At 70.4% G+C, this 16,001-nt stretch carries 14 protein-coding genes; 12 read left to right on the top strand and 2 right to left on the bottom strand.

Going from position 1 to position 16,001, the window contains the following annotated elements; all coding sequences use genetic code 11:
• Positions 1 to 79 precede the first annotated feature (79 nt).
• From AMK29_RS14245 to AMK29_RS14235, 3 genes are all read left to right on the top strand, one after another.
• The gene (locus AMK29_RS14245; RefSeq protein ID WP_073812580.1) at positions 80 to 1,111 is read left to right on the top strand and encodes an Rv2578c family radical SAM protein; all 1,032 of its coding nucleotides are present in this window, start codon (positions 80 to 82) and stop codon (positions 1,109 to 1,111) included.
• Positions 1,112 to 1,245: 134 nt separating this feature from the next.
• The gene (locus tag AMK29_RS14240) at positions 1,246 to 2,934 is read left to right on the top strand and encodes an alpha/beta hydrolase (protein ID WP_073812578.1); all 1,689 of its coding nucleotides are present in this window, start codon (positions 1,246 to 1,248) and stop codon (positions 2,932 to 2,934) included.
• Positions 2,935 to 3,015: 81 nt separating this feature from the next.
• The gene (locus tag AMK29_RS14235) at positions 3,016 to 3,480 is read left to right on the top strand and encodes a RidA family protein (RefSeq protein WP_073812575.1); all 465 of its coding nucleotides are present in this window, start codon (positions 3,016 to 3,018) and stop codon (positions 3,478 to 3,480) included.
• Positions 3,481 to 3,500: 20 nt separating this feature from the next.
• Here the strand turns inward: AMK29_RS14235 and AMK29_RS14230 are convergent, their stop codons facing one another.
• On the bottom strand, positions 3,501 to 4,106 hold the full coding sequence (locus AMK29_RS14230; protein WP_073812573.1) for a HEAT repeat domain-containing protein: 606 nt from the start codon (positions 4,104 to 4,106) through the stop codon (positions 3,501 to 3,503).
• Positions 4,107 to 4,435: 329 nt separating this feature from the next.
• On the opposite strand from AMK29_RS14230, the gene AMK29_RS14225 reads away from it, so the two are divergent.
• The 9 genes from AMK29_RS14225 to pssA all read left to right on the top strand — a co-directional run bounded on the left by AMK29_RS14225 (position 4,436) and on the right by pssA (position 15,301).
• A complete protein-coding gene (locus AMK29_RS14225) occupies positions 4,436 to 6,217 on the top strand; it encodes a 3-hydroxyacyl-CoA dehydrogenase family protein (RefSeq protein WP_073812570.1) in 1,782 nt (593 codons plus the stop codon).
• 115 nt (positions 6,218 to 6,332) lie between these two features.
• Positions 6,333 to 7,151 carry a TetR family transcriptional regulator gene (locus tag AMK29_RS14220; protein WP_241845356.1) on the top strand — a complete coding sequence of 273 codons (819 nt, stop codon included), beginning with the start codon at positions 6,333 to 6,335 and terminating at the stop codon, positions 7,149 to 7,151.
• Positions 7,152 to 7,558: 407 nt separating this feature from the next.
• Positions 7,559 to 8,896 carry a crotonyl-CoA carboxylase/reductase gene (ccrA, locus tag AMK29_RS14215; protein ID WP_073812565.1) on the top strand — a complete coding sequence of 446 codons (1,338 nt, stop codon included), beginning with the start codon at positions 7,559 to 7,561 and terminating at the stop codon, positions 8,894 to 8,896.
• Between the two features lie 14 nt (positions 8,897 to 8,910).
• A complete protein-coding gene (locus tag AMK29_RS14210; RefSeq protein WP_073812562.1) occupies positions 8,911 to 10,923 on the top strand; it encodes a protein meaA in 2,013 nt (670 codons plus the stop codon).
• A complete protein-coding gene (locus AMK29_RS14205) occupies positions 10,920 to 11,885 on the top strand; it encodes an HpcH/HpaI aldolase/citrate lyase family protein (protein ID WP_073812559.1) in 966 nt (321 codons plus the stop codon). Before AMK29_RS14210 ends, AMK29_RS14205 begins: the two co-directional genes overlap by 4 nt.
• Positions 11,886 to 11,890: 5 nt before the next feature.
• On the top strand, positions 11,891 to 12,403 hold the full coding sequence (locus AMK29_RS14200) for a MaoC family dehydratase (RefSeq protein WP_073812557.1): 513 nt from the start codon (positions 11,891 to 11,893) through the stop codon (positions 12,401 to 12,403).
• A 2-nt stretch (positions 12,404 to 12,405) separates the two neighbouring features.
• Positions 12,406 to 13,611 (top strand): acyl-CoA dehydrogenase family protein, encoded by a 1,206-nt coding sequence (locus AMK29_RS14195; protein ID WP_073812554.1) that lies wholly within the window; start codon positions 12,406 to 12,408, stop codon positions 13,609 to 13,611.
• A gap of 168 nt (positions 13,612 to 13,779) precedes the next feature.
• A complete protein-coding gene (locus AMK29_RS14190; protein WP_073812552.1) occupies positions 13,780 to 14,436 on the top strand; it encodes a phosphatidylserine decarboxylase in 657 nt (218 codons plus the stop codon).
• Complete coding sequence (gene pssA, locus AMK29_RS14185; RefSeq protein ID WP_073812551.1) at positions 14,429 to 15,301, top strand: CDP-diacylglycerol--serine O-phosphatidyltransferase; 873 nt, start codon at positions 14,429 to 14,431, stop codon at positions 15,299 to 15,301. Before AMK29_RS14190 ends, pssA begins: the two co-directional genes overlap by 8 nt.
• Positions 15,302 to 15,435: 134 nt before the next feature.
• Here the strand turns inward: pssA and AMK29_RS37040 are convergent, their stop codons facing one another.
• Positions 15,436 to 15,972: a GNAT family N-acetyltransferase gene (locus AMK29_RS37040; RefSeq protein WP_079196926.1), complete on the bottom strand. Its 537-nt coding sequence runs from the start codon at positions 15,970 to 15,972 to the stop codon at positions 15,436 to 15,438.
• Between the last annotated feature and the right edge of the window lie 29 nt (positions 15,973 to 16,001).

The raw sequence follows: 16,001 nt of genomic DNA, 5'->3' as shown, positions 1-16,001 counted from the left end.
GGAACAGTTGTTCTATTCTGGTCGAACGGCCGACGCGGAGACGAAGCGGAGCCGACGCAGAGCCATCGAGGAGGCGCCCATGCGCTGGGACAATCTGGGCGACACCCCCGCCGCTCCCGCCGACATCGCCCTGTTCGGCACGGACGCGGTCACCACCCGCACCTTCGACACCCCCGAGTTCCGTGGCATCACCTTCCACGAGGTGCGGGCCCGCTCCATCCTCAACCGGGTACCGGGCGCCTCCCGGATGCCGTTCGAGTGGACGGTCAACCCGTACCGGGGCTGCTCGCACGCTTGTGTGTACTGCTTCGCCCGCAAGACCCACAGCTATCTCGACCTCGACACCGGACTCGGCTTCGACTCCCAGATCGTCGTCAAGATCAACGCCCCGGAGGTGCTGACCCGCCAGCTCGCCTCCTCCCGCTGGCAGGGCGCGCACGTCGCGATGGGCACGAACGTCGACTGCTACCAGCGGGCGGAGGGCCGCTACCGCCTGATGCCGGGCATCCTCACGGCGCTGCGGGACCGCGCGAACCCCTTCTCGATCCTCACCAAGGGCACGCTGATCCTGCGCGATCTGGAGCTCCTCACCCAGGCGGCCCAGGTCACCGAGGTCGGCATCTCCGTCTCCGTCGGCTTCACCGACCAGGAGCTCTGGCGCACGGTCGAACCCGGCACCCCCTCTCCGCAGCGCCGACTCGACGTGGTCCGCACCCTCGGCGAGCACGGCATCGACTGCGGGGTCCTGATGGCCCCCGTGGTCCCCTTCCTCGGCGACCGGCCCGAGCAGCTGCGCGACACGGTCCGCGCGATAGCCGAGGCCGGGGCGAGCTCGGTCACCCCGCTGGTGCTGCACCTGCGCCCGGGCGCCCGCGAGTGGTTCATGCAGTGGCTGCGGCGCCACCACCCCGGCCTGGTGCGGCGGTACGAGCGGATGTACGGGGACGGGGCCTACGCGCCGACCTGGTACCAGCGCCGGATCACCCGTCAGGTGCACGAACTCGCCGCCGAGTTCGGGATCGGGCCCGCGCACCGGGGAGCGCCGCGCCGGACACCCGTACCGGAGGCGCCGGAGACGGCGGAGGCACCGGAGCAGCTCACCCTCCTCTGACCGGCCGCTCTCCCCCGGCCGGCCCCGTCGGATCATCGGACCGGTCACCTGACACGCCGTCGGAATCCCCTCCTTTCGGGTCAACTCTCGGCGAAACAGGTCCCTTCACGGCCCGTTCGGGACACAAACGCCCTATGACCCCACGCGCAGGAATGCTGATCGCCGCGGGAGCGCTGGTCGCCGGGACGGTCACCGTCCTGCCCGCCGCCCCCGCGGGCGCCGGTGAACCGGCCCCCCGCCCGCTCCCCCCGCTCACCTGGACCGACTGCGCCACCAAGGCGTATCCACGGCTCCAGTGCGCCTCCCTGAAGGTGCCCCTGAACCACGACGACCCGGCCGGCCGGACCGTCACCCTCGCCCTCACCCGGGTCCCGCACACCGCGAAGACCTTCCAGGGTCCCCTGCTCGTGAACCCGGGCGGGCCCGGCGGCAGCGGGCGGTCCATGGCCGGGTACGTGGCGGCCTCCCTGCCGCCGAAGGTGGCGGCCGAGTACGACGTCATCGGCTTCGACCCGCGGGGCGTCGGCAAGAGCGAGCCCGCGCTCGACTGCCGGCCCGGCCACTTCGCCCCGGTGCGCCCGGACTCGGTGCCGCGCGGCGCCGACGGCGAGCGCGACGCGGTCGGCCGGGCACAGGACTTCGCCGAGGCCTGCGGCAAGAAGTACGCGGACGTGCTGCCGTTCATCGACACCGTGAGCACCGCGCGGGACATGGACGTCATCCGGCGGGCGCTCGACGCCCCGAAGATCAACTACCTCGGCTACTCGTACGGGACCTACCTCGGCGCCGTGTACGCGCGGCTCCACCCGGACCGGGTGCGGCGGATGGCGCTCGACTCCGTGGTCAACCCGCACGGCGTCTGGTACGAGGACAACATCGCGCAGGACTACGCCTTCGACACCCGTCACAAGGACTTCATGGCGTGGGTGGCCCGGCACGACTCCGTCTACAAGCTGGGCACCGACCCGGCCGCGGTCGAGGCGGCCTGGTACCGGATGAGGGAGGAGCTGCGCGCGGCCCCGGCCGGCGGGAAGGTCGGTCCGGGCGAGCTGGAGGACACCTTCCTGCCCGGCGGGTACTACAACGGCTACTGGCCCCGGCTCGCGAGCGCGTTCTCCGCCTACGTCAACGACGCGGACGCGGTGCCGCTGACGGAGGCGTACGAGCGGTACGGGGAGGCCGACGCCGCCGCCGACAACGGCTACTCGGTCTACACGAGTGTGCAGTGCCGGGACGCGGCCTGGCCCCGGGACTGGAGCGTCTGGCGCAAGGACAACTGGGACGTGCACGCCAAGGCGCCCTTCTCCACCTGGAACAACGCCTGGTACAACGCTCCCTGCGCGTTCTGGCCGGTGGAGTCCCTGACCCCGCCGGACGTGACCAACGACCAGGTGCCGCCGGTCCTCATCCTCCAGGCGACGGACGACGCGGCGACTCCGTACGAGGGCGGGGTCGCCCTGCACCGGCTGATCCGCGGCTCCAGCCTCGTCGTCGAGCAGGGCGGCGGGAACCACGGGGTGACGCTCGGCGGCAACGACTGCATGGACGAGCACCTGGTCGCCTATCTCGCCACGGGCAAGGTCCCGCGCGCCGAGGGCGACGCCGAGACGGACGCGGTCTGCGCCGCCCTCCCGGAGCCGGAGCCCGACCCCGTCGCCGCGTCCGGAGCGAAGACCGGGGCCGGGACGGAAGCCACGACCGGACCGACGACGGAAGCGAGGACCGGGCCGCAGGCGGGGCGGACGTCGGGCCACCGGGCCGGCGCCCCGCGCGCCGAGTCGACCGGCGCCACCCTGCACGGGCTGCTCGGGCACGTGCGCTGACGCGTCCCCACGACCGCCTACGGTGCCCGCGACCCCAGGGGGGCGCGGGCACTGTCGGTGGCGTGCGCGAGGATGTCCGACATGACGAGCCACCTCACCCACGTCCCCGCACCCGACGGCATCGCCGCCAGCCCGCAGTACAGCCATGTCGTGTGGGGGACGGGCCGCTTCGTCGCGATATCCGGGCAGTGCGCCCTCGACGCGTCCGGCGCGGTGGTCGGTGAGGGGGACGCGGGGGCGCAGGCGCGGCAGGTCTTCGCGAACCTGGACCGCTGTCTCGCCGCCGCGGGCGCCGGCTTCGAGGACGTGGTCAAGCTCACGTACTACGTGACGGACGTGGCCCACCTCCCCGCGGTGCGGGAGGCACGGGACGCGCGTTTCGCGGGGACGCCGCTGCCGGCGAGTTCCGCGGTGCAGGTGTCGGCGCTCGTCCGGCCGGAACTGCTCATGGAGATCGAGGCGTTCGCCCTGGTGCCGGAGCCGGAGCGGACGCCGGACCTCGACACGGCCGGCGGCGCCGGGGCGGGCCTGCGCCTGCTGCGCTGACGCGTCGCCGGTCCGCCCGCCTACCCGTCGGCCGGGGCGAGCCGGGTCAGGGACCGCTCGGCCGCCGCGCCGAGCCGGGGGTGCGGGAGCGCGGCCTCCAGGGCGGGGCGGGCCCTGGGGTCTCCGAGGGCTCCGAGCGCCTCGACACAGGCGAGGCCGACCCGCCAGTGGGGGTCGTCGGCGGGGAGGCGCCGTTCGAGGACGGTGATCAGGGCCGGGACGGACTCGGGGGCGCGGAGTTCGGCGAGCAGCCGGACCGGCAGCAGCGCGTAGGCGACCCGGAGTTCGTTGGTGGCGAGAGCGGCGGCCGCGCGGGCGGTGCGCGGATCACCGAGCCGGGTGAGGGCGTGGGCGGCGGTGACGCAGCGCTCCGGGTCCCGGTGGTTGAGGAAGAGCACGAGCGCCTCGAAGGCACGGGGGTCACCGGCGACGCCGAGGAGGTAGGCGGCGATCTCGCGGGCCCAGAGGGGCTGCGCGGGCGCGGTGAGGACGCGGTGGAGCTCTTCGGGATCGGCCGTTCGCAGAAGATGTTCGAATGCCGTCGGGACCTCTCCGGAGTCCTTTTCGATCTCGTCCCGCAATCGATCGATCATCGAGCAGAATTCCGGATCCTCGGCGCATTCCATGAATCCGAGCCTATCCGCGATCCAGATCACATTTTCCTCAACTTCCCGGGACTGGCGCGCTCGTTACCGGCCGGTTAGTCTCAGGTGAGCGGGACACCACCCGCGCTTCTCACTTCGGCCTGGTGACGCAGCCGTTGTGAGCGTTTCGTCGGTTCGGCAGTTTCGACGTGGCTCCGGGACAGAGTCCGTCGGCCCTTTTCACCGGGCACCGCCCTTTCTTCGGGCCTTCCTCCGCACGCCTTCCTTCGTGCAATTCAGCGGCTCACCCTCGCGTATCGCCCTCGCACGCTCTGCCCTCAGTCGTCACTCTTCCTCTCAGGAGTCCCCTGATGGACACCCCTCTCTCCACCATCGCCGTCGTCGGTCTCGGCACCATGGGCACCGGTATCGCCGATGTCCTGGTCCGCGCCGGCCGCGAGGTCATCGGCATCGACATCAGCGACACCGCCGCCGCCCAGGCCGTCGCCGCCCTGGAGGCCTCCACCGCCCGCGCGGTGGCCCGCGAGCGGATCACCGAGGAGGAGCGGCAGGACGTCCTGGCCCGCTTCCGTACCTTCTCCGACCTCCACGCGGCCGCCGACGCGGACCTGGTGATCGAGGTCGTGCCCGAGTCGTACGAGGCGAAGCACGAGGTCTTCCGGGCCCTCGACGGCATCGTGCGGCCCGACACCGTCCTGGCCACGGGCACCAACGCGCTCTCCGTCACCCGGCTCGCCGCCGACTCGGCGCACCCCGAGCGGGTTCTCGGCCTGCACTTCTTCACCCCGGTCCAGGCCATGAAGCTGGTCGAGGTGGTCTCCTCGGTGCTGACCGACCCGCGGGCCGTCGACGCCGTCACCCGATTGGCCCACGACCTCGGCAAGGAACCGGTGGCGGTCGGAGACCGGGCCGGTTTCATCGCGGACGGGCTGCTCTTCGGCTATCTGAACCAGGCCGCCGCCATGTACGAGGCGAAGTACGCCTCCCGCGAGGACATCGACGCGGCCATGCGGCTCGGCTGCGGCCTCCCGATGGGCCCACTGGCGCTGCTCGACCTGATCGGCGTGGACACCGCCCGTACGGTCCTGGAGGCCATGTACGCGGACTCCCACGACCGGCTGCACGCCCCGGCGCCGATCCTCAAGCAGCTCAGCGAGGCCGGGCTGACCGGCCGCAAGTCGGGCCGAGGCTTCTACACGTACGCGGCGCCGGGCTCCGGTGAGGTGGTGCGGGACGCGCTGACGCCGCTCGGCTCGGCGGAGGCCAGCGCCGGCCGCGAGGTGCGCTCGGTGGGCGTCGCCGGCTCGGGCACGATGGCCTCCGGCATCGCCGAGGTCTTCGCCAAGGCCGGGTACGAGGTCGTGCTCGCCGCCCGCTCCCAGGAGAAGGCGGACACGGCCAAGGCCCGGATCGCGAAGTCGCTGGCCCGCTCCGTCGACAAGGGCCGGATGACGGCCGAGGCACGGGACACGACGCTGGGCCTGATCACCGCGGCGGGCACCCTCGACGCCTTCTCCGAGGTCGACCTGGCCGTCGAGGCGGTCGCCGAGGACCTGGGGATCAAGCAGGAGCTGTTCGCCCGGCTCGACAAGATCTGCAAGCCGGGCGCGGTGCTGGCCACCACGACCTCCTCGCTGCCGGTCGTGGCCTGCGCCCGCGCGACCTCGCGTCCGCAGGACGTCATCGGGATGCACTTCTTCAACCCGGCGCCCGCGATGAAGCTGGTCGAGATCGTCCGTACGGTCCTCACCGGCGACGACGTCCACGCGACCGTGCGCGAGGTCACCACGAGGATCCGCAAGCACCCGGTGGACTGCGGCGACCGGGCCGGCTTCATCGTGAACGCCCTGCTCTTCCCGTACCTGAACAACGCGATCAAGATGGTCCAGGACCACTACGCGACCCTCGACGACATCGACGCGGCGATGAAGCTGGGCGGCGGGTACCCGATGGGCCCGTTCGAACTCCTCGACGTGGTCGGTCTGGACGTCTCCCTCGCGATCGAGCAGGTGCTGCACCGCGAGTTCCGCGACCCGGGCCTCGCCCCGGCTCCGCTCCTGGAGCACCTGGTGGCGGCGGGCTGCCTGGGCCGCAAGACGGGGCGCGGCTTCCGCGAATATGCCCGACGCTGAGCCCGGAGCGGCCGGCTGGGGCGGTCTTCTGAGTCCCCCGGGCACCGTCGGTGTCCCGGGGGCCTCCCCGCCCCCACCTGGGCACACTCTCCCGCCGATGCAGTACGTTCGGACCATGCCCAAGGCCGCGAAGACACCCCGTGCCACGTCCCCGTCCGACGCTCCGGAGAGCGCGGCGGGCACCCGCGCCGCCGCGCAGCGGCTCAAGATGCGCAGGGAGCTCGCCGCCGCCGCCATGGAGCTCTTCGCGACCAAGGGGTACGAGGCCACGACCGTCGACGAGATCGCGGCCACGGCCGGGGTCGCGCGGCGGACCTTCTTCCGCCACTTCCGCTCCAAGGAGGAGGCGATCTTCCCCGACCACGACGACACGCTGGTGCGGGCCGAGGCGGTGCTGAACGCGGCGCCGCCGCACGAGCACCCGCTCGACACGGTGTGCCGGGGCATCAAGGAAGTCATGAAGATGTACGCGGGGTCGCCCGCGGTCTCCGTGGAGCGGTACCGCCTCACCCGTGAGGTGCCGACATTGCGGGAGCGGGAGATCGCCTCGGTGGCCCGCTACGAGCGCCTGTTCACCCGCTATCTCCTCGGGCACTTCGACGAGCGGGACCACCACGACGGCAACGACGACCCGCTGCTCGCGGAGGTGGCCGCATCGGCGGTCGTCACGGCCCACAACCACGTCCTGCGCCGCTGGCTGCGGGCGGGCGGCCAGGGCGACGTGGAGTCCCAGCTGGACCACGCCTTCGCCATCGTCCGGGAGACCTTCGGTTCGGGCATAGGCGCGCGGCCCACCACCTCTCCGCAGCCGGCCGCCCCGGCCCCGGTCGCCATGGCCTCCACGGAGGGGGACGTGGTGGTCGCCGTGGCCCGTACGGACGCGCCCCTCGACGAGGTCATGCGCACGATCCAGCGAGCCCTGAACAGCGGCTGAGCGGCAGCCGCCCCCCGCGCTCGACCTCTGACACCGAAGGCCGCCCCCGCCCCGGGGGCGGCCTTCTTCGTCCCTTTTCACCCCTCGTTCGATCGATCATCGCTCACATGTGACCCGCGGATTGCATATGAGTGAAATTGTTGGCACGCAGTGCCTTGTCACGTGACACGGCGTGCCATACGTTGATGTTGTCCGGGCGGCCGGCGCGCCGAGGTCTCCTCGTGCGCCGGCTGTCCCCACAAGCGATCGTGATTGTGCGCCCGGACGCCTGCGTCACAGGCACCCCTCGCGCCCACAGGCGCCGCCACCGCTCCACCCGCCGAACCGACGGCACACCTCCACAGCAGCACCCCAGACGTAACCCCCAGCGCGTCCCCCTCGGACGCCGCACCGCCGGAGGCATCCCCGTGAAGGACATCCTGGACGCGATCCAGTCGCCGGACTCCACGTCCGCCGACTTCGCGAACATCTCGCTCCCCGAGTCGTACCGGGCCGTCACCGTCCACAAGGACGAGGAGGAGATGTTCGCCGGGCTCGCCAGCCGCGACAAGGACCCGCGCAAGTCGCTGCACCTCGACGACGTGCCGCTGCCCGAGCTCGGCCCGGGCGAGGCGCTGGTCGCCGTCATGGCCAGCTCGGTCAACTACAACTCGGTCTGGACCTCGATCTTCGAGCCGGTGTCGACCTTCGGCTTCCTGGAGCGGTACGGCAGGCTCAGCGACCTCAGCAAGCGCCACGACCTGCCCTACCACGTCATCGGCTCCGACCTCGCGGGCGTCGTGCTGCGCACCGGCCCCGGCGTGAACTCGTGGAAGCCCGGCGACGAGGTCGTCGCCCACTGCCTCTCGGTGGAGCTGGAGTCCTCGGACGGACACAACGACACGATGCTCGACCCCGAGCAGCGCATCTGGGGCTTCGAGACCAACTTCGGCGGCCTGGCGGAGATCGCCCTCGTCAAGTCGAACCAGCTGATGCCGAAGCCCGGCCACCTGAGCTGGGAGGAGGCGGCCTCCCCCGGCCTCGTCAACTCCACCGCGTACCGCCAGCTGGTCTCCCGCAACGGCGCCGGCATGAAGCAGGGCGACAACGTCCTGATCTGGGGCGCGAGCGGCGGGCTCGGCTCGTACGCCACCCAGTTCGCCCTGGCCGGCGGCGCCAACCCGATCTGTGTCGTCTCCTCCCCCGAGAAGGCCGACATCTGCCGCTCGATGGGCGCCGACGCGGTCATCGACCGGAACGCCGAGGGCTACAAGTTCTGGAAGGACGAGCACACCCAGGACCCGAAGGAGTGGAAGCGCTTCGGCAAGCGCATCCGCGAGCTCACCGGCGGCGAGGACATCGACATCGTCTTCGAGCACCCGGGCCGCGAGACCTTCGGCGCGAGCGTGTACGTCACCCGCAAGGGCGGCACGATCACCACCTGCGCCTCGACCTCGGGCTACATGCACGAGTACGACAACCGGTACCTGTGGATGTCGCTGAAGCGGATCATCGGCTCGCACTTCGCCAACTACCGCGAGGCGTGGGAGGCCAACCGCCTCATCGCCAAGGGCAAGATCCACCCCACCCTGTCGAAGGTGTACTCCCTGGAGGACACCGGCCAGGCCGCCTACGACGTGCACCGCAACCTGCACCAGGGCAAGGTCGGCGTCCTCGCGCTCGCCCCGCAGGAGGGCCTCGGCGTGCGCGACCCGGAGATGCGCGAGAAGCACATCGACGCCATCAACCGCTTCCGTAACATCTGAGCCCGGGAGCATAGATGACTGAGCGCCAGAAGGACCGGCCGTGGCTCATGCGGACGTACGCCGGTCACTCGACCGCCGAGGCGTCCAACGAGCTGTACCGGCGCAACCTCGCCAAGGGGCAGACCGGCCTCTCGGTCGCGTTCGACCTGCCGACGCAGACCGGATACGACCCCGACCACATCCTCGCCCGCGGCGAGGTCGGCCGGGTCGGGGTCCCCGTCTCGCACCTCGGTGACATGCGGCGGCTGTTCCAGGACATCCCCCTGGACCGGATGAACACCTCGATGACCATCAACGCCACGGCGATGTGGCTCCTGGCGCTCTACCAGGTGGTCGCTGAGGAGCAGGGCGCGGACGTCACCCGGCTCCAGGGCACCACACAGAACGACATCGTGAAGGAGTACCTGTCGCGCGGGACGCACGTCTTCCCGCCCGGCCCCTCCCTCCGCCTCACGACGGACATGATCACCTACACGGTGAACAACATCCCGAAGTGGAACCCGATCAACATCTGCAGCTACCACCTGCAGGAGGCGGGGGCCACTCCGGTCCAGGAGATCTCGTACGCGATGTCCACCGCGATCGCGGTGCTCGACGCGGTACGCGACTCCGGGCAGGTCCCGGAGGACCGCTTCGGCGAGGTGGTCGCCCGCATCTCGTTCTTCGTGAACGCGGGCGTCCGCTTCATCGAGGAGATGTGCAAGATGCGCGCCTTCGGCCGCATCTGGGACAAGGTCACCCGCGAGCGGTACGGGATCGAGAACGAGAAGCAGCGCCGGTTCCGCTACGGCGTGCAGGTCAACTCGCTCGGTCTGACCGAGGCCCAGCCGGAGAACAACGTCCAGCGGATCGTCCTGGAGATGCTGGCCGTCACCCTCTCCAAGGACGCCCGCGCGCGGGCCGTGCAGCTGCCCGCCTGGAACGAGGCGCTCGGTCTGCCCCGGCCCTGGGACCAGCAGTGGTCGCTCCGCATCCAGCAGGTCCTCGCCCACGAGTCCGACCTCCTGGAGTACGAGGACATCTTCGCCGGCTCGCACGTGATCGAGGCCAAGGTCGACTCGCTCGTCGAGGAGTGCCTGGCCGAGATCGAGCGGATCCAGGAGATGGGCGGCGCGATGGCCGCCGTCGAGTCCGGCTACCTCAAGTCGCAGCTCGTCTCCTCGCACGCCGAGCGGCGCGCCCGGATCGAGGCCGGCGACGAGAAGATCATCGGCGTCAACATCTTCCAGTCGACCGAGGAGAACCCCCTCACCGCCGATCTGGACACCGCGATCATGACGGTGGACCCGGCGAACGAGGCGCGGGTGGTCGCGGCCCTCCACGAGTGGCGCGACAACCGCGACGAGACCCGCGCCCAGGAATCCCTGGCGAAGCTGAAGGCGACGGCTGCCGGTGACGGCAACCTCTTCGCCGCCACCCTGGAGTGCGCGCGTGCGGGCGTCACGACCGGGGAGTGGTCCTGGGCGCTGCGGGATGTCTTCGGCGAGTTCCGCGCCCCCACCGGCGTGTCCTCCGCCCCGGTCGCGGTGACGGCCGAGGCGGGCACGCCGCTCGCTCTCGTGCGGGAGAAGGTGGCGCGGACCGCCGAGGAGCTCGGCTGCGGGCGGCTGCGGCTGCTCGTCGGCAAGCCGGGCCTCGACGGGCACTCCAACGGGGCCGAGCAGATCGCCGTACGCGCGCGTGACGCCGGTTTCGAGGTGGTCTACCAGGGCATCCGGCTGACCCCGGAGCAGATCGTGAACGCGGCCCTCGCCGAGGACGTGCACTGCGTGGGTCTCTCGATCCTCTCCGGCTCGCACGCCGAGCTGGTCCCGGACGTCCTCGACCGCCTCCGCGAGGCGGGCGCGACCGACGTTCCGGTCATCGTCGGCGGGATCATCCCGAACGCCGACGCCGCAGAACTGAAGCGGGCGGGCGTGGCCGCCGTCTTCACACCGAAGGACTTCGGTATCACGGAGATCATCGGCCGTATCGTCGACGAGATCCGGACAGCGAACAAGCTCGACCCCCTGGAGGTTCCCGCATGACCAGCCCCGTGAACCGGCTCCGCCCCCGCCGCTCCTGTCTCGCGGTGCCCGGCTCCAACCCGCGCTTCCTGGAGAAGGCCCAGGGCCTCGCGGCCGACCAGGTCTTCCTGGACCTGGAGGACGCGTGCGCCCCGCTGGCCAAGCCCGAGGCCCGGCACACCATCGTCAAGTTCCTCAACGAGGGCGACTGGACCGGCAAGACCCGTGTGGTCCGCGTCAACGACTGGACGACCCACTGGACGTACCGTGACGTCGTCACCGTCGTCGAGGGCGCCGGCCAGAACCTCGACTGCATCATGCTGCCGAAGGTCCAGGACGCCCAGCAGATCGTCGCGCTGGACCTGCTGCTGACGCAGATCGAGAAGACGATGGGCTTCGAGGTCGGCAAGATCGGCATCGAGGCGCAGATCGAGAACGCCCAGGGCCTGAACAACGTCAACGCGATCGCGCAGGCCTCCCCGCGCGTCGAGACGATCATCTTCGGCCCGGCCGACTTCATGGCGTCCATCAACATGAAGTCCCTCGTCGTGGGCGAGCAGCCGCCCGGCTACCCGGCGGACGCGTACCACCACATCCTGATGAGCATCCTGATGGCCGCCCGCGCCAACAACCTCCAGGCGATCGACGGCCCCTACCTGCAGATCAGGAACCAGGAGGGCTACAAGGCGGTCGCGCAGCGCGCCGCGGCCCTCGGTTTCGACGGCAAGTGGGTGCTGCACCCGGACCAGGTCGCCGCCGCGAACGAGATCTTCTCGCCCTCGCAGGAGGACTACGACCACGCCGAGCTGATCCTCGACGCCTACGACTACTACACCTCCGAGGCCGGCGGGAAGAAGGGCTCCGCGATGCTCGGCGACGAGATGATCGACGAGGCCTCCCGCAAGATGGCCCTGGTCATCTCCGGCAAGGGACGTGCCGCCGGCATGCAGCGCACCAGCAAGTTCGAGATCCCGGAGGCCTGAGCCCGATGCAGTTCGGCCGTACCTACGAAGAGTTCGAGATCGGTGCCGTCTACAAGCACTGGCCCGGGAAGACGGTCACCGAGTACGACGACCACCTCTTCTGCCTGCTGACGATGAACCACCATCCGCTGCACATGGACGTGAACTACGCGGAGAACACGACCGACTTCAAGCGGAACGTGGTCGTCGGCAACTACATCTACTCGCTACTGCTCGGCATGTCCGTGCCGGACGTCTCCGGGAAGGCCATCGCCAACCTGGAGATCGAGTCGCTGCGGCACGTGGCGCCGACCTTCCACGGCGACACCATCTACGGCGAGACCACGGTCCTCGACAAGACCCCGTCGAAGTCGAAGACCGACCGCGGGATCGTCTACGTCGAGACCAAGGGCTACAAGCAGGACGGCACCCTGGTGTGCGTCTTCCGCCGCAAGGTGATGGTCCCGACCGCCGAGTACATCGAAGCGCGCGGCGGCGAGCAGCCCGGCCGCCCGGAGCTGAAGGAACAGGGGAAGTAGCCATGGCGCGCCTCGCCCAGACCCACGGTCTGACCGACGTCCAGCAGGAGATCCTCGCCACTGTCCGGGACTTCGTCGACAAGGAGATCATCCCGGTCGCGACGGAGCTCGAGCACCGCGACGAGTACCCGCAGCAGATCGTCGACGGGCTCAAGGAGCTCGGTGTCTTCGGTCTGATGATCCCCGAGGAGTACGGGGGTCTGGGTGAGTCGCTGCTCACCTACGCGCTGTGCGTGGAGGAGATCGCCCGCGGCTGGATGTCGGTCTCCGGCATCATCAACACGCACTTCATCGTGGCGTACATGCTGAAGCAGCACGGCACGCAGGAGCAGAAGGAGTACTTCCTCCCGCGGATGGCGGCCGGCGAGACGCGCGGCGCGTTCTCGATGTCGGAGCCCGCCCTCGGCTCGGACGTGTCGGCCATCACGTCCAAGGCGGTCAAGGACGGTGACGAGTACGTCCTCAACGGTCAGAAGATGTGGCTGACGAACGGCGGAACGTCAACGCTGGTCGCCGTTCTCGTCCGAAGTGACGAAGGACACCCGGAGGGCACCGCCCCCCACAAGTCGATGACGACCTTCCTCGTCGAGAAGGAGCCCGGCTTCGGTGAGGTCCGCCCCGGCCTCACCATCCCCGGGAAGATCGACAAGATGGGTTACAAGGGCGTCGACACGACCGAGCTCATCATGGACGGACTGCGCATTCCGGCCAATCGGGTGCTCGGCGGGGTCACCGGCCGAGGGTTTTACCAAATGATGGACGGTGTCGAGGTCGGCCGCGTGAACGTGGCCGCGCGTGGTTGCGGCGTCGCTCAGCGTGCCTTCGAGCTGGGTGTCTCGTACGCCCAGCAGCGCCACACCTTCGGCAAGCCGATCGCCCAGCACCAGGCGATCCAGTTCAAGCTGGCCGAAATGGCTACCAAGGTCGAGGCCGCCCATGCCATGATGGTGAACGCAGCACGCAAAAAGGACTCCGGGGAACGAAACGACCTTGAAGCAGGGATGGCGAAGTACCTCGCCTCCGAGTACTGCAAGGAGGTCGTCGAGGACGCCTTCCGCATCCACGGCGGGTACGGCTTCTCCAAGGAGTACGAGATCGAGCGTCTCTACCGTGAGGCGCCGATGCTGCTCATCGGTGAAGGTACCGCCGAGATCCAGAAAATGATCATTGGTCGCCGGCTCCTCGAGGAGTACCGATTCCAGGGGTGATTGTCGGCTTTGGGTCGATTCGGCCGCGAAGAAGATCACACCCTGTGTTCGTCTTCCGGCCGTCGACTCGGTTCCTGGCTTACCCAGTTGCGCCCCGCAACCGATAGCATCGCGGGAAAGCCGCCGTCCCCGTTGCCAGTGCGGCATCATCCGCTACGAAGGTCATCCATGCCCCACAGCCAAACCTCTGCACACCGCGACAGCCTCTCCGGCGTACGCCTCGCGCGCGGAGCATCGCCGTGGCTTCTGCCGACCGTCGCCACCGCGGCGCTCAGCCTCGTGCGCGCGCGCAAGTCGAGGCGGGCCGCGGCCATCGCCGTGCCGACCACCGCTCTCGCGGCCGGCATGCTGTGGTTCTTCCGCGACCCCGAGCGTGAGATCGCTCAGGGCCGGGTCATCTCCCCCGCCGACGGTGTGGTGCAGAGCATCATGCCGTGGAAGGACGGGCGGACCCGGGTCGCCATCTTCATGAGCCCGCTGAACGTCCACGTCAACCGGGCGCCGCTGGCCGGCACCGTGACGTCCGTGGAGCACATCCCCGGTGGGTTCGTCCCGGCGTTCAACAAGGAGAGCGAGAACAACGAGCGCGTTGTCTGGCACTTCGACACCGAGCTCGGCGACATCGAGATGGTGCAGATCGCGGGTGCCGTCGCCCGGCGCATCGTGCCGTACATCCCGCAGGGGACGAAGGTCGAGCAGGGTGACCGCATCGGTCTGATCCGCTTCGGCTCGCGCGTCGACATCTACCTCCCCGAGGGTGTCGAGGTCGCCGTCGAGGTCGGCCAGGCCACCACGGCGGGGGTGACTCGCATTGACCGTGATTGATCCCGACACACGGGCCGCCGACTGGGTCGCCGGCACCGATGACGAGGCGGGCGACGAGGCCGAGGAGATGCCGCTGTCGTTGAGGCTGTCCATAGCGGACGCCCTCACGCTCGGTAACGCCACCTGTGGATTCATGGCGGTGTACTTCACCACCACGGGCATCCTCATCCCGCACCTCACGGGCAGCACCGAGACCGGCATGGCGCGCAACAGCGCCGCCACCGCCGTGATCCTGATGCTGTGCGCGGCGATCTTCGACCTGTTCGACGGCATCGTGGCCCGCAAGCTGCGCTCGTCGCCGATGGGCGCCGAGCTCGACAACCTGTCGGACCTGATCAGCTTCGGTCTGGCCCCGGCCTACTTCGTACTCGTGTACGGAATGGTCGCGGTCCCGGACGGTGCTCAGCAGAAGGTCTCCGCGGTGGCCGCGGTGGCGGTGCTCCTCGCGGTGGTGCTGCGGCTGGCGAGATTCTCCTGCGTGACCATGAAGGACGGCATGTTCCAGGGCATGCCGAGCCCCTTCGGCGCGCTGACGGTGGTCTCGATCGTGCTCCTGGAGCTGCCGTTCGTCCCGACGCTGCTCGCGATCATCGGGGTGGCCTGGCTGATGGTGAGCCGGGTCGAGTACCCCAAGCCGCGGGGTGTCCTCGCGGTGGCGATGCTCAGCTGGATCGTCGGTGCGATGGGCATGCTGGCGGCCTGGGCGTTCGACGCGCCGGGCGGTGCGTTCCTGCTCCAGGCGGGCTGCGCGCTGCAGGTCGTGATGGGCGCCGTGATCCCCCTCTTCGCGACGGCCCGTCGGGTGAACACCTTCCGCGGCAACCGGCGTGAGAGCCGGGAGGCGCGGGCGGCACAGCTGCCGTAGCGGACGACGACGTACGGAAGGGCCCCGGGAGGCGAACAGCCTCCCGGGGCCCTTTCGCGTCGCCCGCGGCAGCCTCCCGGGGCCCTTCGCGCGGCCTCCGACAGCCTCCCGGGGTCCCTTCGCGCGGCCCGCGGCTATCCGAGGCGCTTGTAGTAGAGCGTCGTGGCGCGCGGGACGCCGGCCGGGTCGGCGGCGAAGTCCGGGATGGTGCCGGCGGCCGTCCAGCCCGCTCCCCGGTAGAGGCGCTCGGCCGGGCTGTCGGTCTGGGTGTCCAGGACGAGCAGGGTCAGGCCCGTGGCGGCGGCGTGGGCCTCGGCCGTGGCGAGGAGCCGGTACCCGAGGCCCCGGCCCCGGGCGGAGCGGTGGACCAGGAGCCGGGCGACCTCACCGCGGTGCCGGCCGTTCGCGGCGCCGGCCCGGACCAGGGTGACGACGCCGACGAGGCGCCCGTCGGGGCCCTGGGCCGCCCAGACGTCCCGTACGCCCCTCTCCGTCTCGTCGGCGACCCCGGTCCACCAGGCGGCCGCCTCCGCGGTCTCCAGGGGGGCCAGGAAGCCGACGGAGGCGCCGCCGTCCACGGCGTCGACGAGGAGCGCGGCGAGACCCGCGGAGGCGTGGGCCCGTACGTCCTCGGGGGTGAGGCGCTCGACGGCGTCGAGCGGCTTCTCCAGGCAGACCAGTTCCGGCCGCTCGTCCCAGG

Source organism: Streptomyces sp. CB02261, assembly GCF_001905665.1.
GTDB lineage: Bacteria > Actinomycetota > Actinomycetes > Streptomycetales > Streptomycetaceae > Streptomyces.
Note: the sequence above shows the minus strand (reverse complement) of the source record. Positions and strands in the feature narration are given on the sequence as shown.

What these genes read in the sequence shown, in the direction of transcription:
- AMK29_RS14245 (WP_073812580.1), top strand. Translation starts at nt 80, where the DNA reads ATGCGCTGGGACAATCTGGGCGACACCCCCGCCGCTCCCGCCGACATC.
- AMK29_RS14240 (WP_073812578.1), top strand. Translation starts at nt 1,246, where the DNA reads ATGACCCCACGCGCAGGAATGCTGATCGCCGCGGGAGCGCTGGTCGCC.
- AMK29_RS14235 (WP_073812575.1), top strand. Translation starts at nt 3,016, where the DNA reads ATGACGAGCCACCTCACCCACGTCCCCGCACCCGACGGCATCGCCGCC.
- AMK29_RS14230 (WP_073812573.1), bottom strand. Translation starts at nt 4,106, where the DNA reads ATGGAATGCGCCGAGGATCCGGAATTCTGCTCGATGATCGATCGATTG.
- AMK29_RS14225 (WP_073812570.1), top strand. Translation starts at nt 4,436, where the DNA reads ATGGACACCCCTCTCTCCACCATCGCCGTCGTCGGTCTCGGCACCATG.
- AMK29_RS14220 (WP_241845356.1), top strand. Translation starts at nt 6,333, where the DNA reads ATGCCCAAGGCCGCGAAGACACCCCGTGCCACGTCCCCGTCCGACGCT.
- AMK29_RS14210 (WP_073812562.1), top strand. Translation starts at nt 8,911, where the DNA reads ATGACTGAGCGCCAGAAGGACCGGCCGTGGCTCATGCGGACGTACGCC.
- AMK29_RS14205 (WP_073812559.1), top strand. Translation starts at nt 10,920, where the DNA reads ATGACCAGCCCCGTGAACCGGCTCCGCCCCCGCCGCTCCTGTCTCGCG.
- AMK29_RS14200 (WP_073812557.1), top strand. Translation starts at nt 11,891, where the DNA reads ATGCAGTTCGGCCGTACCTACGAAGAGTTCGAGATCGGTGCCGTCTAC.
- AMK29_RS14195 (WP_073812554.1), top strand. Translation starts at nt 12,406, where the DNA reads ATGGCGCGCCTCGCCCAGACCCACGGTCTGACCGACGTCCAGCAGGAG.
- AMK29_RS14190 (WP_073812552.1), top strand. Translation starts at nt 13,780, where the DNA reads ATGCCCCACAGCCAAACCTCTGCACACCGCGACAGCCTCTCCGGCGTA.